Source organism: Roseibium salinum, from assembly GCF_026240905.1.
In the GTDB taxonomy this organism is placed as follows: Bacteria; Pseudomonadota; Alphaproteobacteria; order Rhizobiales; family Stappiaceae; genus Roseibium; species Roseibium salinum.
On record NZ_JAPEVI010000003.1, the window covers coordinates 1,079,912 to 1,102,101 of the forward strand.

A 22,190-nucleotide genomic window follows, 5' to 3' on the forward strand; every position below is an offset into this window, starting at 1 on the left:
GCAAGGATCAAATGGTCGGAAGACGATCCGGACCACATCTCCGAAAGTCTCGCCAGGTCGCTTGACCTGGTCCTCGAAATGGAACGGGAGCACAGCTGCGAATGAGACAGCTTTCTGATTGGTTTTGGGACTTGCCGCTGTCAAAGATGGCTGTCATCGCAGCGTTTGCGGCGATCGGGGCGGCACTGCCGAAGGATCTTTCGACGCGCGACAGGCTCATGACATTTTTCGTCGGGTTCATTCTCGCGCTCGTCTTCGGTGAACCGATGCGTGAGCAACTGGGTTTGTCGGAAAGCTGGGCCTTCGGTATGGCCGGCATTCTTGCCATGACCGGCAGAAATCTCGCGGTCTTCATCATCCGCGCCAGCCGCGACCCGAAGGCATTTGCGAAGGATCTGATGGAAGTGTGGCGCGGAATATGGGGAAACTAGGAACAGTTACGACGACGATTCATGCCTGAAATAGTAATAATAGAATTGCACGAAGGCCATGCAGTGGTAAACCTACGCATTGATCAGGAAAACAATTGCGGATCGAACATGGAAAGATAAAGGTTAAGTTGGCCGTCACCAGGGTCAGCAACGCTGTCACATTCCTCCGGTCAGTAAAGCGCAACTTCACTCCGAATGGATGATTAAAAGCCAAAATTAACTTCCGTGGTAGAGTTTCAAAGGAAATCGGATAAGGTGATTGAGATTAATGCTTGATTATATTCACAGCTATTTGTTGTCTCATAAAGATTTTATCGAGACATTCGCATACTTAGCGACAGTATTCGCGTTTCTTGTCCCTCTACCAGCTTTCGTGATCACAGCATCGATCAAAGTGTACAGCGAAAAGAGAGATCGGGCATTCGGCCTTTTGGACAGAATGAATACGAATGATTCCACAAATTTAAGAAATCAAGTTTCAAAGATTTTCGCAGAGAACGAACAATTTGGAGCATGTGAATTCGAAAAATTGAAATTTGAAGATGCAATGGTACTGCATGCCTACCTAAATGAAAATGAACTAATCGCGCTGCAGCTAAATACCTCTCGAGTAGAGAGGAGGTTATTTTATAGATATTGGCGATCAGAATACATAGGAGATTGGAATAAAATCAGCAAATATATTTATTGGCTCAGGAAGTTTTTAAATAATGATAAAATAGCTAATGAATGGGAACTTGCAGCAAAGGCGGCAAAAAAGGCGAAGTGAGTGACACCTGCCGATGTTTGTCAAATGGCATCGCCACATCGCAAGGACGAGCATACGAAGAATACGGTCTGAGTGTAATTCTTACATTGGTCAGCTGTGCGGTATTGCGGTTCGAGTCGGGGAAAAACGGACTCGTGCCTTGAAAAAGCACGCATAATGGTGCTAATTTGGTATTGCTCGAGTTATCCTAGCTTTCAAGCACCTGTATTCGGTGCCTTTTCTATCGCTATACTAGCGTTCTTCAGCTTTACTATTTTCCCTATCTTCGAGTGCAAGCTCAGTGCATGCTCTTGAGGAGAAAGCAGCTCCTCGTCTGCATTTCGGATTCTGTCCGAGCACTGGTCATCAAAACCATGTTTGAGGAGCGGGCCTTATGGATCTGTTTTCTGAAATCGCTACTATTATCACCGTAGCCGCGAGTCTGTGCACGCTGGGTCAATTCGGATTCAAATGGTGGAGCCGACTAAAGATCAGATAGCGAAAGCGGCTTTTCAGAAAAATGTGGTGAATACTGAACATGACGGATCGCGCTGAGCACGCGAGTGGTGCGGTCCGTCACCAGATTTCCACGTCATCGACTCGTTTCATCTTGGCGGATCTGATGACTGTTATACCCCCCCCCCCATTTCTCGGTGACTTACAGTCGGGCTTTCGTCTTAGGGCAAATCATGATTCACGATGGGAAACAGGGGGGCATGGGTGGTCGCACTTCACTCCGCAAAAATTTTGACGCCGGAACGCTACGCGGTCTGGCAGGGCAGGCAAAGGGATGTAGGTCACCCGTTCCAATGCCGCCATAATGCAGCACCTCGATGAAGTCGCAGCCCCGGTCGCCCCCGGAACCTTGATGATGGACCGGGCCGCCAGGCACATGACCGGAAAGTTTCAGGTGCCGGACAACATCACGATCCTGCCTTTGGCCCCAAGGCCCCGAGGTCAAACCGGTCGAGAACATCTGGCAATTCATGCGCGAAAACTGGCTCTCGAACCGGAAACGGGCACATGGGTTCTGATCAATTGGAACTGGTATAAAGTCCGCAGATAGGAACAATTCGCCAAGTTCTGCACAATGGTCCGCTGCACCGACAAAGCAGTCAGCTCCGAGACAATTCTACGGTTGGACTATTGACATCGCTTCACACGATGATCGACTTTATAAATAGTATTTTTCTGTAGGCCTATTCAAAATCGCTGGGGGGCGTTTCTTTTGTCTGATTCAATTTCATCCGTCGGAGAGTTGATTGAAGCGATTCGAGCAGAGAGAGACCGCGAAGAAGGGGCGGTATGGTACCGCGGTCAATCGAAGGCAAGCTGGCCACTCTTGCCTGGCTTCTTCCGCCAGGAGAACAAAATGTCTGAGGCTAGCTTACTGGCAAGGTTCAAGCAGAGTGCAGCCTTACTCACCGTGACAAAACCTAACAGTTCATTCGACTGGATCTTCTTAATGCAACACTATGGTATGCCAACGCGCCTCTTGGACTGGAGTGAGAATCCATTGGTTGCATTGTACTTTTCTGTAGACAAAAGCCATCAGGATGACGATGCCGCTCTGTGGACGCTGCGCCCGAATAAGTTGAATACCCATGCACACATAAATGACAAGGATGAGCCGGACTACATCCCCTCATTTGATGATGATGAGGTTCAAAGCTATTCGACTGAGCGGGTCCGAATTGATAAGAGGATGCAGCTTTTCCCAATTGCGACAATTGCCACTAGAAACAACCCAAGAATTCAGGCGCAGTTAGGAACATTTACCATACACCACAACGACCGAACTCCTATTGAGGACGTCGGAACAGGCGCGCAATGCAAGAAGTTTGTAATTCCGGCAGACGCCAAGGGGGTGTTACGCGAGGAGCTCTTCCTCCTCGGAATTAACAAACTGAGCCTTTTTCCGGAAATCGCAAGCATTAGCGAAACACTTAAGGAAATTGTGTAATGGCTTATGTTCAGACTTCTACGCTAAAAAACGCAACCATCATGCTTCTTTACGCGGAGAGAGATGAGATAAAGCTTGACCCCGAATACCAAAGAAGCGGTGGAGTCTGGACCTTAAATAAACGTCGCCTACTGATCGATTCTATCCTTAACGACTATGATATACCAAAGCTATATTTTCACGACTTGGGCGAAGGGGAGGTGAGCGAGGGCGGTAAGAGGTATTCGGTCATCGATGGTCGACAACGTCTTGAGACAATTTGGTCTTTTATGGACGGAGAATTCACGCTTTCTGAAGACTTTGAGTATCAGAGAGATAACGATGTAGCTATGGGCGGGTTCACATACGAGGATATTGCAAAGAAATACCCAAAAATCAGAATTAAGTTTGATTCATTTGTGCTTCCAGTTGTTCTAGTCTCCGTGACAGAAGATGATATTGATCTAATCGAGGATATGTTTTCCAGGCTCAATGAGGCGGTTCCGCTGAACGCCGCCGAGAAACGGAATGCGATAGGAGGCGATTTGGTCGCCGCAATCAACGAGGTATCTCGGCATTGTTACTTTACGGATTGCGTGAAGTTTAACGACGCGCGCTACAAGCACCGTGAAGTAGCAGCTCGACTTCTACTTTTGGAGGAATCCCTTGAAGATCGCGGATCTCTCATTGATACAAAAAGAGAGTATCTCGACGGCTTGGCGAGAAGACTTAGAACTGGGAACGAGCAGAAAGTTCAGTTTTTGAAAGAGAATGTGGTTTCCACTCTCGATGTCATGACCTCAGTCTTCGCCAGAAAAGATGATCTGTTATTGGCGCAGGGTATTCAGACGGTTTACTATCTCCTATTCAGAAGCGCCAAGAGATTTGGTGAATTGGGTCGGGTGGACCGCCCTGGATTAGTAGCCTTCAGAAAATCCCTGGCCGAGAATCGTGAAATCGCCGCCTCTGACTACGAAAAGGCCAGTTTTGATCTTCTTGAGTTTGACCGACTGAACCAACAAGGCACCAATGACGCGAGCAGCATTAAAGAGCGGTATTCTATAATCTGCAATCACTTCAAGGTTTCGCTCGACCCATTAATAGCGGCGTAAGGTATGTCATGTCACCCGACGCACTTGTCTATGCAATCAGACTTCAATCGGTCGCTCCGCGTTAAAGCACGACAAGTGCGCTTGACCTGTTTCTGGTCGAAGGACCTTTCATTAACGTACGCAATGTGCTGAGGGCCGGTTAGTTAGTTATGGCGGGACCGACGGTCAGCTTAGGGCTGGGAGGGCCAAGTTGAACACTTTGGGTGGACGTCTGGCTACCCCCGGTTGCTGTAAGCCGCAAGTCTGCTTACGTGAAGAGTTTCGGATGCTGTCAGGCGGACAAAAGCCCCCGAGGACCGAAGCAAACGACCAGTCCACATCCTTTTGGGGCAAATTCACCTTTCCCCTGTACGTTAGAAGAGGTGCGACGACGTCTCAGAACATGATATCGCGGCGGGCAAGGTCAGCCAAATACGCGGAACGTGTCAAACCGCGGGTCTTTGCAGTCTGATCTACGGCGTCCAGTAGCCCGGCATCCATCGTGATATTCGCTTTCACGGTTCGGCCTGTGAGTGTGATGAGCGGCACGGCGATCAGGAACGCGCCATCCGCGAGTTCTTTCGCCACGTATTCGTTTAGGCGAATATCAGTCAACGAGCGGGAAGGCGGAAGGGCTTCGCCTTCGAGGTGCAGAGCAAGAGCTTCAGAAGCGTTATTTACGAGTTGATCGAGATCGTCCGCGGAAGAAAAGCAGCCCGGTACATCCGGGAACTGAACACCATAAGAGCTGTCCCCATCTTGATGAGCAAGCGCGATATAGTTACGCATATTTTCCCTCCTTTAATGCCCATCCAGCTTTTTTTGATCTTGCGGCTGCTTGTTTCCATCTACCATGCCCCAAGGTGGGCGTATTTATATGCGCATACTTGTATGAATGACAATCTTGGTGCGAAACATAATGCGCATTAAAAGGCTGCGATGCGCCCCTCAACGTCGGACAGAAGATCATCGATCGCTTCGGCAACTGCGCGTTTGACCGTCAGGTATTCGGCCCGGTCATAATGTTTGCGCGCGACGTCTGCAGCCCGGCCGTGATTGTGCCAGACGTCGATCCAATCTCGGTTCAGATTTGGATTCCGATCGATCAGTAGCGTTTTGATGGTCCGGCGAAGGTCCCGGGGTTGAAAGGGCTCGGCCTTTTGCCTGGCACACCACTTTCGGGCTGCCTGACTAATGCTGTTCAGGGTCTGCGGCTCGTCCGGCTGATGGCTTTTGGGGAACAGGTATGGGCTGCCAGCATCTGAGATCAACATTGCCGCTTCATAGACAGCTTCCGCCATCCTGGTCAAAGGAAGGTCGTGCGGGTGATTGTTTTTGGTTTTCGGCAAAGCTATCCAGCGCCCCAGCGGTCGTTCCTGGTACCAACTCTTCTGACTGCGGACGATTTCGGAAATGCGTACACCGCCCATACTTATAATGAGTCGGAAGGTCAGTTTCATTTGGGGGCTGACTCCACGGCCGTGATAGCCGTGCCAGAAATCGATCAGCTCCTGCATGGACAACGTCCGATCGCGCGCCTTGCCTTTCATTTTGCCGCCGACATGCGTAACCGGATTAGCGGTTAAGTTGAAGCGTATGTTCGGGTTCGGATTGGTCGGGTCATAATCGGCCGATAGGCCACGGCTAAAGGCGGCGGACAGATAGGCGCGCGGGTGTCCGGTCAGAGCGCCGGCCTCGTGGAACTTCCTCAGCCACCTGGTCACGTCGTCGGGCGTCACGCTGTTTGCGGGAATATCGTTTCCTTCATCGTCGAGACCAATGACGTTGAGCGCACTGTCTTCCCGTTTGATTAGGTAGTTCTCGTATTCGTCTGCGGTCGCAACTTTCTCGGCGCGCATCTGGCCGATTACGAAGCTGAACAGGTCACGCACTGTGCCGACCCTATGGTCGTGTTCGGGTGCCCCTTTTGGCTGCGTCGAGCGAGCTTCATCGGCTGCGTCTGCGGCTCGCTGGCGCGCTTCCTTGAGCCCCATTGCTGGATACTTGCCGAGGGCTATTCTTTTCCTTCCTTCCGGGCCTCTGACCAGGACGGACCACGCCATTGATCGCGAGCCAACGCGCAACCGAAGACCTGGAGATAGACTGTCAGCAAATTCTTGTCGGGTGTCGGCCGGCCTCAGGGACTGAAGCCAGCGATCAGTCATCTTCAGGGTTTCCAAGGCAGATCCTCCGGAACCCAATACGGAACCCAAATCGTTGAGAGTGTCAATCTCTGGGTTCCAAGTGTCATGCAAGGGATTGTTTTTTCTGGAATTTTTGGTGAGCCGACAGGGGCTCGAACCCTGGACCTACTGATTAAAAGTCAGTTGCTCTACCAGCTGAGCTATCGGCTCTCACCAAATTTCCGGTGCAGATGAGCGCCTTGATTGCTGCGCCATCGCGTTGGTGGCGTGTGTTTAGGCCGACATAGAGGACATTGCAAGAGGCAATTTGGATTTTTTCAACAGGCCCGGGGAAACAGCATTTTCGAAGTGTTGGCTTTGAAATCACAAATTTTCAACCTGATCGCACCGAGATTTATCTAGTATTGTGCCATTGAATAGAATACCGGATGGTAATAATCCAAAGAACAGCCCAAAATATTTTTACGGTGCTAATTTACTATGTTCATTTTTAAGAAATTAGGGTCTATTCTCCTGCAAAAACTGTCAGGTAGCGCGGAAAAGCTTTGTGGGGTAACGTTATCCGGCACATGAGAGGTTACATGCACACTACGACGATGGACACTGAAACGAACTCCGTGGAGTTCGATTTCGTGAAGGGACATATCGCTGCGACGATGACCCTGATTCACGGGTTGATAGACCAAGGCCTGATCGACCGGGATCACCTGGATGCCTTTTTCGCATCTTTCATCGGCGATCTTCCGCACAATCGCGAAACCCTGGGACTGCGGCTGATCCTGGATCAGTGGCGGCAGGGTTTGCGGAACGGCGAGGATGAAGAGGAGCTGAACGGCAAGCTTTTTGAAGTCATCAATGGCGGCCGGAACAGCTGAAAATACCTGGATATGACCGGCCGGAGCAGGCCGGAACATATCCTGACCGAAGATCGATTGTGAGGCGCGTTGGCGCCTTTTTTGATTCCCGGATTCTCGGGAGCGACCAGCCGGGCACAAGTCCTGTCGGGCGCTGCCTGTGGCGCATGCCGCGCTGCGTGCGACCGCCGGACCTGCATACAGGTGAGTGAACCTGAATGCCGGTCGCTGTGGAAAACGTTGCGACGGCATGTCTATCCTGCCAAATACTGTGTCAGGTGACAGAGGGGGTAGGGGCTTGTCCAGGCGCATGTTCAACGGCATCAATCGGTCTCATCGGAACATTTCATATTCGCGCGGCAGGTTTGCGCTCAGGGTCCTTGGTTGCATGGCCGCCTTGCTATGCGCTTTCCCGTTCGTCCAGACCGCAGGGCATGCTCAGGAGCAGGTCTTCATCACGATCGGAACAGGCGGCGTTACGGGCGTCTATTATCCGTCCGGCCGTGCGGTGTGCCAGATGGTGAACAAGGAGCGGGCGCGCCACGGCGTTCGTTGTTCGGCGGAAGCGACGCTTGGATCGGTTGCAAACATCGAACAAATCCGCTCGGCCATACTGGATTTCGGCTTCGTTCAGTCCGACTGGCAGCATCATGCGTATCACGGCACGTCGGCGTTTGAGGAGGATGGACCGTTCGAACAGCTTCGCTCGGTCGCGTCCTTGCATTCGGAAGTCGCGACGATTGTCGTGAGGGCAGATTCCGCCTTCCTCGAATTTGATGGCCTGAAATCCGCGAAGGTCAATGTCGGCGGCAAGGGATCCGGTTCGCAAGCATCCTGGGAGGCGCTGATAAGCCGACTGGGCTGGGAGACAAAGGATCTGCAGCATGTGTCATATCTCAAGACATCAGAGTTGGCGGATGCCCTGTGCACCGGTGAGATCGACGCTTATTTTGAACTTATCGGCCATCCCGCAAGCCTGATCGAGGAAACGCAGGCACAGTGCGCAATCCGGCTGATCGGCATTGAAAGCAAGGCGGTGGACGCATTGCTGCGGGAAGCACCGTATTACGTGAACGCGGCCATACCCGCGGAGCTGTACGGCTTTCGGGACCCGGTCGCCTCCTTCGGCGTTGTTGCCACGATCGTGACCTCGGCAAATATGCCGGAGACGATCGCCTATACGCTGGTTGAGGCGGTGGTGGAGCATTTCGAAAGTTTCAAACGCCTGGACCCGGCCCTCAACCGGCTGACGCTGGACGGCATCGTTTCCGATCGAATGCCCGCGCCGCTACATCCTGGCGCATTGAAGTTTTTCCAGGAACAGGGCCTTTTACCTGCTAACAGTCAGGCCCAATAATCGCGAGGCCAGTGACCGCTCGCCAAAAGGTGAGCGGCAATTGTTTTTGCGAAGGGTCTTGATCGGACTAATCAGAGTTCTGACATCCCGGGCAGCCGGGAAATATCGCTTACCAATGCCGGGAACCAAATGATTCAGGATGTGACAATTATCGGCGCCGTGCTGGCTGGAATTCTTTCCTTCATCTCCCCTTGTGTCCTGCCGTTGGTTCCGCCGTATCTCGGCTTTCTGGCGGGCGTCTCGCTGGAGCAGCTTGCGGGACAGGACAGCAGCGACGGGCGGGCGGCTTCACGGCGCGTGTTCTTCAGCGCCCTGGCTTTCGTGCTCGGCTTTTCGACGGTGTTTGTCCTTCTTGGAGCGACGGCGAGCTTTTTCGGTCAGTTCATCCGCCACTATCTGGACTATCTCGGCTACATCGCCGGTGCGGCGATTATCGTGATGGGCCTGCATTTTCTGGGCGTTTTCCGGATCGGGATTCTCTATCGGGAGGCCCGGGTGCATGTTGAAAAGAAACCGGCCGGACCGATCGGGGCCTATGTCATCGGACTGGCGTTCGGGTTCGGCTGGACCCCATGCGTCGGGCCGATCCTGGCTGCAATCCTGTTCGTCGCCGGTGCCAAGGACACAGTCGGGCAGGGGGCCTTGCTGTTGAGCGCATATGCCCTTGGTCTCGGCGTTCCCTTTCTGCTGGCAGCGCTTTTTGCCGCGCCGTTCCTGAAGTTCATGAAGCGGTTTCGCGGGCACATGGGAACCGTGGAAAAAGCGATGGGCGGCGTGCTCGTGCTGACCGGCATCATGTTCCTGACGGGACAGATGGCCGTCCTGTCCTACTGGCTTCTGGAGACATTCCCGGTGCTGCAGACGGTGGGCTGACGCGTCTTGAGGAGCGTCTCTCATCGAACCGGGAGTCCCGCCAAAGCCGCCGAAGGCAATCTCCGAAATCTCAGAAAGCCGAATCCCGGAACCTGGCCGCTGAAACCAGCGGGTCGCCCGCATAGATCGCGGGATGGCAGAGCTCAGTGACATCGAGAAGCTGCAGACAGGCAAGAGATGCATCGGCGGCATTTCCGAATGGGCCGACCATCAGCGCGATCCCGCCTTCGGGCGCCGTTCTTTGCAACAGCAGCGGCCGGAGATCGCCCATGCGTTCTTCGTTCTGTTCCTTGAAATCCGCCCAGGCTTTTGCAGCCGCCGCGGATGTGCTGTAGCGGCCGATCACCGCGCCGAAATCGCTGCGCTTCAGCTGATTTTCCCCGCTGCTTCCGTGCAGCCGCCCCACTGCATCGGAGGGGGCGATCATCGTCGGCTTTGAGGTCGTGCTCGTCCGCGTCGCGGCAAAGGCCTCGGGATCCTGGTCAGCTCCGCTTCCCTGGGGAGGAATGGAGCCCGTCGCCAAAGGTTCACCATCCGGATCGGGCAGTTCCACAATCCGGACCGGCTCCTGCGCCTGGGTCTGGGCGTTGTGGCCGGGGGCAGGAATTTCCGGTTTGCTGTCCGTTGGGACGTCGCCCGAGGGCGCCATTTTGGAGACAGGAACAGGTGGCGCCGGCGCCTTCGTCTTTTGCTCTGCGGCTTCGGGCGCCGGCTCGGTAATGATAACGCCGGGCTCCGGCTCCAGCGCGGGCTTTGCTTCAGCAGGGCCGCTACCGGCGTTGCCGGCGAGCCCGGCGGCAGCTACCTGCTCTTCAAGAGCGGCGATACGGCGCGAATAGGTCAGATTCTGTTCGGACAGGGCGCTCAGCCGGCGGCGCAGGCCGATGATCTCGCGCTGGAGAACCTCGATCTGGCTTCCGGTGAGTTCGCTATCGGACGCCGTGTTGCCGGACCGCGGCATCTGCATGATTTCGACCGGCAAGGATTTGCTGGCAGAACCGATGGACGCCGTGGTCGTCACATCGCCGCCGGATGGCAGAGGCAGACCGGGAATCGCCAGCCGGGACGGGGAATGCATAACTGACCGGCTGCCGAACTGATAGGAGGCGAGCCCGACCGTGCCCATGATGACGGCCGCAAAAGCCCACGACAACAGACCGACACGCGAGGGCGTGAAGGTGTCCCGGACGATTTCCCGGAAGGTCTTTTTAGGCTGCGGCTCCAACAAGCGCCTTTTCCCGACTCCGAATGCGAATCTGATGCACGATAGCGTATCCGTCGTTAATTATGGTTAACGAAACGCAAACCGGAACGGATGATCAGTCAGATCTTTCAATGTTCTGTGGATCGGGGCATATAGGCGCAATCTGGATCTAACGACATCGGGACTTCCATGACTGCTCGCTCTTGCCTTTCCATCGTTCTCGCCGCCGGTTTGGGAACCCGCATGAAGTCCGATCTGCCCAAGGTGATGCATGAAGTCGGGGGATTACCGCTGGTCGGACATGTGCTGAAGGCACTCAAGGAGGCCGGTTCTGACCGGATTTCCGTGGTTACCGGCACTGATATGCCGACCCTGGACCAGCTCGTAAACAAACTCGCGCCAACCGCGCAGTGCCATGTTCAGCAAGACAGGCTCGGCACCGCGCATGCCGCCCTTGCTGCAAAACCTGCTCTTGAAATCGAAACCGACGATGTCCTGATCCTGTTCGGGGATACGCCGCTGGTGACGCCGGAAACTGTCGGCAGGGTCCGCCGGGCCCTGGAAGACGGAGCGGATCTGGTCGTGCTCGGGTTCGAAACCGGCAATCCGTTCGGCTACGGGCGGCTTTTGACGGAAAACGACCGGCTTGTCGCCATCCGCGAAGAAAAAGATGCGACCGAGGCGGAGCGTCAGGTCACGTTCTGCAATTCCGGGATCATGGGCTTTGCCGGCCAGCACGCGCTGTCCCTGATGGAGGCAATCGGCAACAGCAACGCAAAAGCCGAATATTATCTGACCGATGCGGTCGAAATCGCGAATGCGCGCGGGCTGAAGGTCGTTGCCGTTACGGGCTCGGAAGTCGAGACCCAGGGGATCAACACGCGTGCGCAACTGGCTGCCTGCGAAGCGGATTTTCAGGAAAGAATGCGCCTGGCCGCAATGGACGGCGGCTGCACGCTGCTGGCGCCCCAGACCGTCTTTTTCTCCCACGATACCAGGCTGGAGCCGGATGTCGTGGTTGAGCAGAACGTCGTCTTCGGTCCGGGAGTGAAGGTGGCAACGGGCGCCCGGATCCGAGCATTCAGCCACCTGGAAGGGGCAAGCGTCGGTACCGGCAGCGTGGTTGGGCCCTATGCGCGCCTGCGCCCAGGCGCGGTGCTCGGCGCCGATACGCGCGTCGGGAACTTCGTCGAGGTCAAGAACGCCACTTTCGGCGCGGGCGCCAAGGCAAACCATCTCAGCTATATCGGCGATGCAAGCGTCGGATCCAAATCGAATATCGGCGCGGGAACCATCACCTGCAACTATGATGGTTATCTGAAGCACCGCACCGAGATCGGGGCGGGCAGCTTCGTGGGGTCGAACTCCACGCTTGTCGCCCCGGTCAGGCTGGGAAACGGCGTGTTCGTTGCCGCTGGAAGCGTGATCACCAAGGACGCGCAGAAGGATGCCCTGACATTCGGGCGCTCCCGCCAGGTCGTCAAGGATGGCGGGGCCAAGAAGCTGCGTGATCGGCTGCAGGCGAAAAAGGATGCCAAATCATAGTATCGGATATTTAAACCATTCCTTGTCATCTTCTGAAACAGGGATTGATTTCAGCATTCTATGGTCTGTCGTCTAAAGCAGACGGCTGATTGAGACCGTCGTCAAAGGGTATTTCCATGTGTGGGATTGTTGGCATTCTGGGCAAGGTGGACGCTGCTCCGAGGATCGTGGATTCTCTCAAGCGGCTGGAATACCGCGGCTATGACTCCGCAGGTGTCGCCACCCTGGTCGACGGGGCCCTTGTCCGGCGCAGGGCCGAAGGAAAGCTCCGCAACCTGGAAGCCGTTCTGGAAAAGTCGCCCTTGCAGGGCACGTCCGGCATCGGCCACACGAGATGGGCGACCCATGGCGCGCCGACCGTTTCCAATGCTCATCCGCATCAGGCCGGCTCCGTGGCGGTGGTCCACAATGGTATCATTGAAAACTATCTGGACCTGCGGGATGAGGTGACGGCTGCCGGCGCCGTGCTTGCAACGGAGACGGACACGGAAGTTGTCGCACACCTGATCGACCTGGCGATTTCCAGAGGACTTTCTCCCCAGGAGGCGGTTGCCGAGGTCCTGCCGCGCCTGAAAGGGGCGTTTGCCCTGGCAATCCTGTTTGCGGGTGAAGAGGATCTGCTGATTGGCGCCCGCAAAGGATCACCCCTGGCGATTGGACATGGCGACGGCGAAATGTTCTTCGGCTCCGACGCAATTGCGCTCTCCCCCTTTACCGACCGGATCACCTATCTGGAAGAGGGGGACTGGGCGGCGCTCACGCGGTCCGGCGCCAGGATTTTCGATCAGGGCAACCGGCCGGTGGAAAGGCCGGAGGCGAAATCCTCGGTCACGTCCAGCCTGATGGACAAGGGCAATTACAAGCACTTCATGGCCAAGGAAATCCAAGAGCAGCCGGAAGTTCTCGGCCACACGCTGTCGCGCTATTTCGACTACGTTACGAACGAGGCGAAGGTCGCCGGCGCCGAGCATCTCAAGTTCAAGGATCTCTCGCGCCTGATCGTCACGGCCTGCGGCACGGCGTATCTGGCCGGGCTCGTTTCCAAATACTGGTTTGAGAAATATGCGCGCCTGCCGGTGGAAATCGATATCGCCAGCGAATTCCGCTATCGCGAGACACCGGTCAGCAGCAGGGACACCGCGCTGTTCATTTCTCAGTCGGGCGAAACGGCGGACACGCTTGCCTCGCTGCGCTATTGCAAGACCAACGGCGCCGCGACCGGTGCGATCGTGAACGTGCCGGAAAGCACGATCGCGCGGGAAGCCGACGTGGTTTTTCCCACGATTGCCGGGCCGGAAATCGGCGTTGCATCGACAAAGGCCTTTACCTGTCAGCTTGCGGTGCTTGCAGCCCTTGCCTTGCAGGCCGGACGGGAGCGCGGCGTCCTGTCGGCCGAGCGGGAACGGGAACTGGTGCTTGAACTGACCGAGGTCCCCAGCCTCGCGCTGAAGGCGCTCGCCGCGGAGAGCGAAATCGAAAAGCTGTCCCAGCCCCTGTCGAAGGCCAGCAATGCGCTTTATCTCGGACGGGCAACCAGCTTTCCGCTCGCGCTGGAAGGCGCCTTGAAGCTGAAGGAGCTATCCTACATCCATGCGGAGGGCTACGCCGCCGGTGAACTGAAGCACGGGCCTATCGCGCTGATCGACGAGAACATGCCGGTCTTCGTCATTGCGCCGTATGACGGCATATTCGAAAAGACCGTCTCCAACATGCAGGAAGTGGCCGCCCGCGGCGGCCGGATCGTGCTCATTACCGACGAACGCGGAGCCGCGGAGAGCGGCAATGCCGCGGAGCACGTTGTCATCCTGCCGGGGATGTCGGACATCGTTGCGCCGATCATCTATGCGCTGCCGGTCCAGTTGATTGCCTATCACACGGCCGTCTTCATGGGGACCGATGTCGACCAGCCGCGCAATCTGGCAAAGTCCGTAACGGTCGAATAAGCCCATGGCAACGGACCTCAGAATAGTCCGGTACGAGGAGCGTTTCCGGGCCGAGATCATCGCCTTGTGGGAGACCTGCGGCCTGATCCGGCCCTGGAACGATCCCGGCAAGGATATCGACCGAAAGCTGACAGACCGGAATGGCGCCTTTTTCGTGCTGCTGAAATCCGGTGACGTTGTCGGCTCCGTCATGACCGGTTACGACGGCCATCGCGGATCGGTTTATTATCTCAGCATCCATCCGGACCACCAGTCGGCTGGGCTCGGGCAGATGCTGATGAAGCATTGCGAGGATTTCCTCATCGAACTCGGCTGTCCAAAGATCAACCTGTTCGTGCGCCGGGACAACGAAGCGGTAATGCGCTTTTACGAACAGCTCGGCTATTCGGAAGAGGCGGCCGTGCCGCTTGGAAAAAGGCTTATTCCGGATACCTGAGGGCGCTGCGTCCGAATGCCGGGATTACGGACGTCAGGACTCGTTGGAACATTCATCCAAGGAAGGGTCTTTCGGGCCGGAAGGGCGGGTGGCGACATAGACGGCGCTGGCAATGATGGCGAGTGCCACGACGACGGCGAGCCACAGGACAGGCTGTGTCACCAGCAGAAAGACGGCATATCCGATTGCCATGCCGACCAGAGCAAATACCTTGGCCTTGAGCGGGATCGCGCCATATTTGCGCCAGGCAAGGACGGGAGGTCCGACGACGGGATGCTTCAGAATTCTGGCTTCGAGGGCTGGTGAGGAGCGGGCGAAACTGGCGGCGGCCAGTATGAAAAAGATCGTACTGGGCAAAAGCGGTAAAAACGCACCGGCAATACCAAGGCCAACACATCCGATGCCGAGCAGTTTGAATGTGGTTCGCCGCAAAATTGCCTCCGACATCGGCATTTTTCGGATATACCGCTGAAAAATAAACCACGCGAAGGATACCGCGCTGCGATAAAGATGCTTATCTAAGTGCGGAGCTGGTGGAAAGACAAATCTCAAAGGAATCTGATCGGGTCTCGCCTATGAGTCGGAATAAGCAGAAATCAGACAATCCGCAGATCGGCCATCGGCACGGTGCGGCAACACGCTTGCGGAACTATTTTCTGACAGGCCTGGTGATCACCGGCCCCATCGGCATCACTCTTTGGCTGACCTGGACATTCATCAAATGGGTGGACGGCTGGGTGAAGCCGTTTGTTCCCAAGGTCTATAATCCGGACACCTATCTGCCGTTCGCCGTTCCGGGGTTCGGGCTGATCGTCGCCGTTTTCGTTTTGACGATCGTCGGGTTCCTGGCAGCCAACTTCCTCGGCCGGAGCCTGATTTCTATCGGCGATAAAATCGTCGGTCGGATGCCGCTTGTTCGCAATATCTACAATGGCTTGAAGCAGATTTTTGAGACTATTCTTGAAGAACGGGGCGCCAATTTCAATAAGGCCGCGCTGATCGAATATCCGAGAAAGGGCCTTTGGGCGATCGTTTTCATCTCGACAGATACCAAGGGCGAAGTATCCAGGCGTCTGAAGGATGTGGCGGACACGGTTTCGGTGTTTCTGCCGACGACGCCCAACCCGACGTCAGGCTTCCTGCTTTTCGTGCCCAAGAAAGATATCATCGAACTCACAATGAGCATCGAAGATGCCGCCAAGCTGGTCATTTCCGCCGGTCTGGTGAATCCGAAATACCCGGAAATCCTCGAGGACGCGATCGCGGACCCGGAAAAGATGGAAAAGGTCCGCAAGTCCGAAGATGCCTGATCAGCCGGCTCTCAGCAGCCGGATCGCGGCATCCCGCCCGAAAAGGTAGAGCAGGCAGCGCAACGCCTCGCCGCGCCTTGATTTGAGCTCCGGGTCGGTTTCCAGGATCAGCCTGGCATCGTCCCGGGCGACTTCCATCAGATCGGCATGCTCCTCCGCCCGGGCAATGCGGAAACCCGGCGTGCCGGACTGGCGCGTGCCCAGGATTTCACCGCCGCCCCGCAGTTTCAGGTCTTCCTCCGCAATCAGGAAGCCGTCATTGGTCTCGCGCATGATGTTGAGGCGTGCGCCGGCGGTTTCCCCCAGCGGGCCCTTGTAAAGAAGGACGCAGGAGGACGGCTTGTCGCCCCGGCCGACGCGGCCGCGAAGCTGGTGAAGCTGCGCAAGGCCGAAGCGTTCCGCATGTTCTATGACGATGATGGTTGCATCCGGCACGTCGACACCGACTTCGATGACGGTCGTCGCGACCAGGATCTTGGTGACGCCCGATTTGAAATCCGCCATCGCAGCGTCTTTGTCGGCGGCGCTCATCCTGCCATGGACGAGCGATATCCGCTGTGAGAGCTCCTGTTCCAGGACCCTGTGGCGTTCTTCAACCGCGGCCAGGTCAATCTTTTCCGATTCTTCGACGAGCGGACAGACCCAGTAGACCTTCTGCCCTTGCGCAACGGCCGCGCCCACACGGGCAATGATCTCATCCAGACGGTCCAGCGACACGGAAACGGTCTTGACGGGTTTGCGTCCCGCGGGTTTGCCGGTCAAGCGTGAGACGTCCATGTCGCCGAAGCAGGTCAGGACGAGGGTTCGCGGTATGGGCGTTGCCGTCATCACCAGGACATCGACACCCTGTCCCTTGGCTGACAAGGCCAGACGCTGGTGGACACCGAAACGATGCTGCTCGTCAACGACCACCATGCCGAGATTCTTGAAACCGACCGTTCCCTGAAAAAGGGCATGAGTTCCCACAACAAGGTCGGTCTCGCCGGCCTCCAGCTGCTCCTGGCGGATGCGTCTTTCCTTTTGACTGTCCTTGCCGGTAACCAAGGCGATGCGAATGCCCGCCTTTTCGCAAAGCGGCCCCATCGATGCGAAGTGCTGGCGGGCAAGAATTTCGGTCGGTGCCATGATCGCGCCCTGCGCGCCGGTTTCGATCACCTGGGCAAGGGCCGCCAGGGCCACGACGGTCTTTCCGGCCCCGACATCCCCTTGAAGAAGACGCAGCATCCGAACGGGTTTTGCGAGGTCCTCGTTGATTTCCCTGATAGCTGCCGCCTGGCTTTCCGTGAGTTGGAAGGGCAGGGCGTCGATGACGGCCTTCTGCAGGTTTCCACTCGGGACGCGGGCGATGCCGCCGAGCGTGCGCATATGCGCCCGGACCATCGCCAGCGCAAGCTGGCTGGCAAGCAGCTCATCGTAGGCGAGCCGCTCCATATAGAGAGAATGAGGCTCGATGTCGGTTCGCTCCTGCGGCACATGCAGCGTGCGCAGGCTTTCAGCGAAATCCGGCCAGCCGGTCTTGTGCAAATGGGGTTCGTTCAGCCATTGCGGCAGGTCCGGGACTTTCTCCAGCGCCGCGTGAATGGCCTTTTGCAGCGTCTTGGAGGGAAGGCCCGCCGTCAGCGGGTAAACCGGTTCGAGTACCGGCATCGTGGCGGCCTCTTCCGGCTTCAGCGAATAGTCCGGGTGCACCATCTGGGGGCGATCGTTGAACCAGTCGACCTTGCCGGAGACGATTCTCCTTTCCCCTTCCGGAAACGTCTTCTCCAGCCAGTCCCGGCGCGGATGAAAGAAGACGAAGGTGATCTGCCCGGTCTCGTCATGGGCCGGAATCCTGTAGGGGGCCTTGGAGTGCCGGGGTGGAGGCATGTGCCTCCCGATGGTGACGTCCAGTGTGACGATATCGCCATTTTCCGAATAGGCGATGCCGGGCTTGTGACGCCGGTCGATCACGCTCTGCGGAATGTGAAACAGGAGATCGGCAACCGTCGCATCCCTGTCCGGCTGGCCGCCGACCAGTCCGGAAACCAGCTTGGCGATTTTCGGTCCGATCCCGGGAAGCGTTGAAACCGGAGCAAACAGGGGATCGAGGACCGGCGGGCGCATATTCAGGCAAAAACCTCTGGATGTCGGCAGCACATTCGGCGAATGGGAAGCTTGTTCTGCCACGAACCCGGCCACATGCGCAACAATCGGAACATTCTGTGAACTCGGGCGCTGACAAGCCGGAAGACTGACGCTATATATCCGGCACGTTTCCGACCGGGCCGCGTTCTGTTGAATTCCGATTGTCTCCAGCGCGTCTCCGGCAATGCTCCAGATAGGTTCCTCATGTCCGAAACTTCCGGCACGAATATCGAGACTCAGGAGGCAAGGGATCCGAGGCTCAAGAAGATCCTGTTCCGGTGCTGGCACCGGGGCATGAAGGAGATGGATCTGCTGCTGGGCGGTTTCGCCAATGCCGAGATCGACCGGCTTTGCGAAGAGGAACTCCTGGAACTGGAACATCTTCTGACCGCCAATGACCAGGATCTCTATGCCTGGATGACCGGCCGGAAACCTTTGCCCGAAGAATGGAATGGCCCGCTTTATCGCCGGATCATCGACTATCACAAAATCTCCGGCGCGGCCGGGGACGCCTGACAAGAAAAACAAGGACGGTAGCTGTGTTTGACAGCCTGCTCAAAGACCAGGCCAACGTCACGCTGGCCGGCGTGCCCGATGGTGCTGAAAGCTATGCGCTTGCCAGGCTGCTGAGCGAAAGCGCGAGGACGGGCCTGGCGCTCGTGTTCGTTGCCCGTGATGCCACCCGCATGACGATGATCAGCGAAGCGCTGAGCTTTTTTGACCCGAGCGTCGACATTCTTCAGCTTCCGGCCTGGGACTGTCTTCCCTATGACCGCGTCTCTCCCAACCCGGCCATCAGCGCGCGCCGCCTGCTGGCGCTGGGGCAGCTTGCCCGCGGTATCCCCGAAGGCCGGAAGACGGTTCTGCTGACGACGGTCAACGCCGCTCTTCAACGGGTGCCCGAACGGTCTTTCATGGCTGACCAGACCTTTTCCGTGGCTCCCGGCAACCAGGTCGACATGGCCGCCATTGCCGGCTGGCTGGAAATGAACGGCTTTTCGCGCACGCCAACCGTGCGGGAGACGGGCGAATATGCTGTTCGCGGCGGTATCGTCGACCTGTTCGCCCCCGGGTCGGAAGAACCGGTGCGTCTGGATTTCTTTGGCGACACTCTGGAATCGATACGGTCGTTCAACGCCGAAACGCAGCGGACCTCCAGGCAGCTCAAGCGGCTGGATCTGGTGCCGATGAGCGAAGTGGTGCTGTCGGAAAGCGCGATTTCGCGCTTTCGCCGGTCCTATCTGGCGAATTTCGGTGCGGCCAGCCGGGAAGACGTGCTGTATCAATCGATCAGCGATGGCCGCCGCTATGCCGGTATGGAGCACTGGCTGCCGATGTTCCATGAGCGGCTGGAGACGCTGTTCGATTATATCGGCGACACGCCGGTGGTGCTCGATGCAAGCACGCCGGATGCGGTGCGCGAGCGTACCGAACAGGTGAGCGACTATTACCGGGCCCGGCAGGAGGCCCGGGAGACGGGGATGAGTGCCGGGACCGTTCCCTACATGCCGGTTGAACCGGAAAGCCTTTATTTTTCGAAAAACGAGTGGTCGGCAACGATCGCCGACCGGGCAAGCGCCACGCTCGATCCCTTTACGCCGCCGCCGGGCAGCGGCAAGACCGTCATCGAACTGGGCGGCCGCCAGGGCCGCAGTTTCGCGGCGGAAAGGGCTGCAGGCGACATCAACATATTCGACGCTCTGACGGCCCATGTACGTGACCTGCAAAAGGCCGGAAAGCGCACGGTCATCGCCTGCTGGTCCGAGGGATCGCGCGACCGTCTGGGGCAGATCCTGGGCGACCATGGCCTCGGTCCGGTACAGGAAGTCGATACATTGAAGGACGCGGAGGCGCTGCCGGCCAAGACGTCCGCGCTTTGTATCCTGGGCATCGAGCACGGCTTCGAACTCACGGATATCGCGTTTATCGGCGAACAGGACATTCTCGGCGACCGGCTGGTGCGCAAGACGCGCCGGAAGGCGAAGGGCGCCAATGTCATCACGGAGGCGACGGGACTTTCGGAAGGCGACCTGGTCGTTCACGTCGACCACGGGATCGGCCGCTTCATCGGCCTCAAGACCATTGAGGCCGTGGGAGCGCCGCACGACTGCCTGGAGCTGCAATATGCAGGCGGCGACAAGCTTTATCTGCCGGTCGAAAACATCGAGCTGCTGTCCCGCTACGGATCGGAAGACCAGGAAAGCCAGCTCGACAAGCTGGGCGGTGGTGCGTGGCAGGCAAGGAAGGCCAAGCTCAAGAAGCGCATCCTGGAAATTGCCGACGGCCTCATCAAGACGGCCGCCGCACGCGCGCTGAAGACCGCACCGGTGGTGGAAACGCCCGAGGGGGTCTATGACGAATTCGCCACCCGTTTCCCCTATGAGGAGACGGAAGATCAGCTCGGCGCCATCGATTCGGTCTTTGAAGATCTCTCGTCCGGCCGCCCCATGGACAGGCTCGTTTGCGGCGATGTCGGCTTCGGCAAGACCGAGGTCGCGCTTCGTGCGGCATTCATAGCGGCAATGTCCGGCCGCCAGGTGGCTGTCGTCGTGCCGACGACGCTGCTGGCGCGCCAGCACTACAAGACCTTTTCCGAACGGTTTCACGGCCTGCCGATCAATGTCGCCCACGCCTCGCGCCTGGTGCCGGCCCGTGAACTGGTGCAGACGAAGAACGGCCTTACCGACGGATCCGTCGATATCGTCGTCGGAACGCATGCGCTCCTTGGAAAGTCGATCCAGTTCCGCGATCTGGGCCTGCTGATCATCGATGAGGAACAGCATTTCGGCGTGAAGCACAAAGAGCGGCTGAAGGAGCTGAAGTCGGATGTACATGTTCTGACACTCTCGGCAACGCCGATACCGAGAACCCTGCAGCTTGCCCTAACGGGTGTACGGGAACTCTCCCTGATCGCGACACCGCCTGTGGACAGGCTCGCCGTGCGCACGTTCGTGTCGCCCTACGACCCGCTGGTGGTCCGTGAAGCCCTGCTTCGCGAGCACTATCGCGGCGGTCAGAGTTTCTACGTCTGTCCGCGCGTGTCGGATCTGGCGGAACGGCGTGAGTTCCTGGAGGAAAACCTTCCGGAACTGAAAGTCGCCGTCGCCCACGGGCAGATGCCTGCGGGTGAGCTGGAAGACGTGATGAATGCCTTTTACGAAGGCAAATACAACGTGCTTCTGTCGACGACGATCGTTGAATCGGGCCTGGACATTCCGACGGCCAACACCCTGATCGTTCACCGCGCGGACATGTTCGGCCTTTCGCAGCTCTACCAGCTTCGCGGCCGGGTCGGCCGGTCGAAGGTGCGCGCCTACGCCCTCTTCACCGTACCCGCCAACAAGACACTGACGGCTACGGCGGAGCGCCGGCTGAAGGTGCTGCAATCGCTTGAAACGCTCGGGGCGGGCTTCCAGCTTGCGAGCCACGATCTGGACATTCGCGGAGCGGGCAACCTGCTTGGCGAGGAACAGTCCGGGCACATCAAGGAAGTCGGATTCGAGCTCTACCAGCAGATGCTGGAAGAAGCCGTGGCTCAGCTGAGGGATGGCGGTGCCGATCTTGGCCAGGAGCAATGGTCCCCGCAGATCAATATCGGAACACCGGTGCTTATTCCGGAGGACTATGTTGCCGATCTTCAGCTGCGCCTGCAGCTTTACCGGCGACTGGGCGATGTTACGGAAGCCGAAGAGATCGATGCCTTCGGTGCGGAACTAATCGACCGGTTCGGGCAGATGCCCGAAGAAGTCCAGCATCTTCTGAAGATCGTCTACATCAAAGGGCTGTGCCGCAAGGCGAATGTGGAGAAAGTCGATGCCGGGCCGAAGGGTGTCGTCATATCCTTCCGCAACAGCGAGTTCGCCAATCCGGCGGCTCTCGTATCCTACATTGCCGAGCAGGGCGTTCTGGCCAAGATCCGTCCGGACCAGAGGGTGGTTCTCAGCCGGGACTGGGACAAGACGGACGACAGGCTGAAGGGCACGGCGACGATTCTGACGAAGCTGGCGAGACTGGCCGTGGCCGCCTGACGGCACAGGCGGAGAGCCCGTCGTAGGGTTTTTGCATGTTGTGGGCGGAGCGGCTATGCAGGCCGATCAGCGGCACGCGGGCAACCGGACCCGGATCTCCCGTCGCCGGGTCGGCTTCGTAAACGCCTGAAGTCCGCCCGTTTTCCTACGGTCATCGCCG

The 22,190-nt window shown here is 57.4% G+C and carries 18 protein-coding genes, 1 tRNA gene and 1 pseudogene; 14 read left to right on the top strand and 6 right to left on the bottom strand.

Features of this window, described 5'->3' with window-relative positions; translation table 11 throughout:
• Positions 1-146: 146 nt before the first annotated feature.
• From ON753_RS09565 to ON753_RS09585, 5 genes and pseudogenes are all read left to right on the top strand, one after another.
• Complete coding sequence (locus ON753_RS09565; protein WP_265962299.1) at positions 147-431, top strand: hypothetical protein; 285 nt, start codon at positions 147-149, stop codon at positions 429-431.
• Between the two features lie 268 nt (positions 432-699).
• A complete protein-coding gene (locus ON753_RS09570) occupies positions 700-1,200 on the top strand; it encodes a DUF4760 domain-containing protein (protein WP_265962300.1) in 501 nt (166 codons plus the stop codon).
• 793 nt (positions 1,201-1,993) lie between these two features.
• Positions 1,994-2,192, top strand: a pseudogene (locus ON753_RS09575) (IS630 family transposase); the annotation flags it as partial.
• 215 nt (positions 2,193-2,407) lie between these two features.
• Complete coding sequence (locus ON753_RS09580) at positions 2,408-3,142, top strand: FRG domain-containing protein (protein ID WP_265962301.1); 735 nt, start codon at positions 2,408-2,410, stop codon at positions 3,140-3,142.
• On the top strand, positions 3,142-4,233 hold the full coding sequence (locus ON753_RS09585) for a DUF262 domain-containing protein (RefSeq protein WP_265962302.1): 1,092 nt from the start codon (positions 3,142-3,144) through the stop codon (positions 4,231-4,233). The genes ON753_RS09580 and ON753_RS09585 overlap by 1 nt, the downstream gene beginning before the upstream one ends.
• A gap of 375 nt (positions 4,234-4,608) precedes the next feature.
• Here ON753_RS09585 and ON753_RS09590 read toward each other — a convergent pair whose 3' ends face one another.
• The 3 genes from ON753_RS09590 to ON753_RS09600 form a co-directional block, all read right to left on the bottom strand.
• Positions 4,609-5,001, bottom strand: coding sequence for a type II toxin-antitoxin system HicB family antitoxin (locus ON753_RS09590; protein WP_265962303.1), 393 nt, complete (start codon positions 4,999-5,001; stop codon positions 4,609-4,611).
• A gap of 137 nt (positions 5,002-5,138) precedes the next feature.
• The gene (locus ON753_RS09595) at positions 5,139-6,392 is read right to left on the bottom strand and encodes a site-specific integrase (protein ID WP_265962304.1); all 1,254 of its coding nucleotides are present in this window, start codon (positions 6,390-6,392) and stop codon (positions 5,139-5,141) included.
• A gap of 98 nt (positions 6,393-6,490) precedes the next feature.
• Positions 6,491-6,566, bottom strand: a tRNA-Lys gene (locus ON753_RS09600).
• Positions 6,567-6,937: 371 nt separating this feature from the next.
• Between ON753_RS09600 and ON753_RS09605 the strand changes: the two genes are divergently transcribed.
• The 3 genes from ON753_RS09605 (at position 6,938) to ON753_RS09615 (ending at position 9,440) form a co-directional block, all read left to right on the top strand.
• Positions 6,938-7,231, top strand: coding sequence for a hypothetical protein (locus tag ON753_RS09605; RefSeq protein WP_265962305.1), 294 nt, complete (start codon positions 6,938-6,940; stop codon positions 7,229-7,231).
• A gap of 187 nt (positions 7,232-7,418) precedes the next feature.
• Positions 7,419-8,567 carry a TAXI family TRAP transporter solute-binding subunit gene (locus ON753_RS09610; RefSeq protein ID WP_265962306.1) on the top strand — a complete coding sequence of 383 codons (1,149 nt, stop codon included), beginning with the start codon at positions 7,419-7,421 and terminating at the stop codon, positions 8,565-8,567.
• 129 nt (positions 8,568-8,696) lie between these two features.
• Positions 8,697-9,440, top strand: a complete 744-nt coding sequence (locus ON753_RS09615; protein WP_265962307.1) for a cytochrome c biogenesis CcdA family protein — start codon at positions 8,697-8,699, stop codon at positions 9,438-9,440.
• A gap of 70 nt (positions 9,441-9,510) precedes the next feature.
• Here the strand turns inward: ON753_RS09615 and ON753_RS09620 are convergent, their stop codons facing one another.
• Positions 9,511-10,668 carry a hypothetical protein gene (locus ON753_RS09620; protein WP_265962308.1) on the bottom strand — a complete coding sequence of 386 codons (1,158 nt, stop codon included), beginning with the start codon at positions 10,666-10,668 and terminating at the stop codon, positions 9,511-9,513.
• 165 nt (positions 10,669-10,833) lie between these two features.
• Between ON753_RS09620 and glmU the strand changes: the two genes are divergently transcribed.
• The 3 genes from glmU to ON753_RS09635 all read left to right on the top strand — a co-directional run bounded on the left by glmU (position 10,834) and on the right by ON753_RS09635 (position 14,568).
• Positions 10,834-12,189 (top strand): bifunctional UDP-N-acetylglucosamine diphosphorylase/glucosamine-1-phosphate N-acetyltransferase GlmU, encoded by a 1,356-nt coding sequence (gene glmU / locus ON753_RS09625; RefSeq protein ID WP_265962309.1) that lies wholly within the window; start codon positions 10,834-10,836, stop codon positions 12,187-12,189.
• 116 nt (positions 12,190-12,305) lie between these two features.
• The gene (gene glmS / locus ON753_RS09630; protein WP_265962310.1) at positions 12,306-14,132 is read left to right on the top strand and encodes a glutamine--fructose-6-phosphate transaminase (isomerizing); all 1,827 of its coding nucleotides are present in this window, start codon (positions 12,306-12,308) and stop codon (positions 14,130-14,132) included.
• A 4-nt stretch (positions 14,133-14,136) separates the two neighbouring features.
• Entirely contained in the window at positions 14,137-14,568 is a 432-nt protein-coding gene (locus ON753_RS09635; protein ID WP_265962311.1) for a GNAT family acetyltransferase, read from the top strand.
• Positions 14,569-14,601: 33 nt separating this feature from the next.
• Here the strand turns inward: ON753_RS09635 and ON753_RS09640 are convergent, their stop codons facing one another.
• Positions 14,602-15,120 (bottom strand): YbaN family protein, encoded by a 519-nt coding sequence (locus ON753_RS09640; protein ID WP_265962312.1) that lies wholly within the window; start codon positions 15,118-15,120, stop codon positions 14,602-14,604.
• Positions 15,121-15,143: 23 nt separating this feature from the next.
• On the opposite strand from ON753_RS09640, the gene ON753_RS09645 reads away from it, so the two are divergent.
• Positions 15,144-15,878 carry a DUF502 domain-containing protein gene (locus tag ON753_RS09645; protein ID WP_265962313.1) on the top strand — a complete coding sequence of 245 codons (735 nt, stop codon included), beginning with the start codon at positions 15,144-15,146 and terminating at the stop codon, positions 15,876-15,878.
• Here ON753_RS09645 and recG read toward each other — a convergent pair whose 3' ends face one another.
• The gene (recG, locus tag ON753_RS09650; RefSeq protein ID WP_265962314.1) at positions 15,879-17,981 is read right to left on the bottom strand and encodes an ATP-dependent DNA helicase RecG; all 2,103 of its coding nucleotides are present in this window, start codon (positions 17,979-17,981) and stop codon (positions 15,879-15,881) included.
• Positions 17,982-18,206: 225 nt separating this feature from the next.
• On the opposite strand from recG, the gene ON753_RS09655 reads away from it, so the two are divergent.
• Together ON753_RS09655 and mfd are read left to right on the top strand one after the other, a co-directional pair.
• Positions 18,207-18,518, top strand: coding sequence for an FAD assembly factor SdhE (locus tag ON753_RS09655; protein WP_265962315.1), 312 nt, complete (start codon positions 18,207-18,209; stop codon positions 18,516-18,518).
• Positions 18,519-18,541: 23 nt separating this feature from the next.
• Positions 18,542-22,030 (top strand): transcription-repair coupling factor, encoded by a 3,489-nt coding sequence (gene mfd / locus ON753_RS09660; protein ID WP_265962316.1) that lies wholly within the window; start codon positions 18,542-18,544, stop codon positions 22,028-22,030.
• The last annotated feature ends 160 nt before the right edge of the window (positions 22,031-22,190 follow it).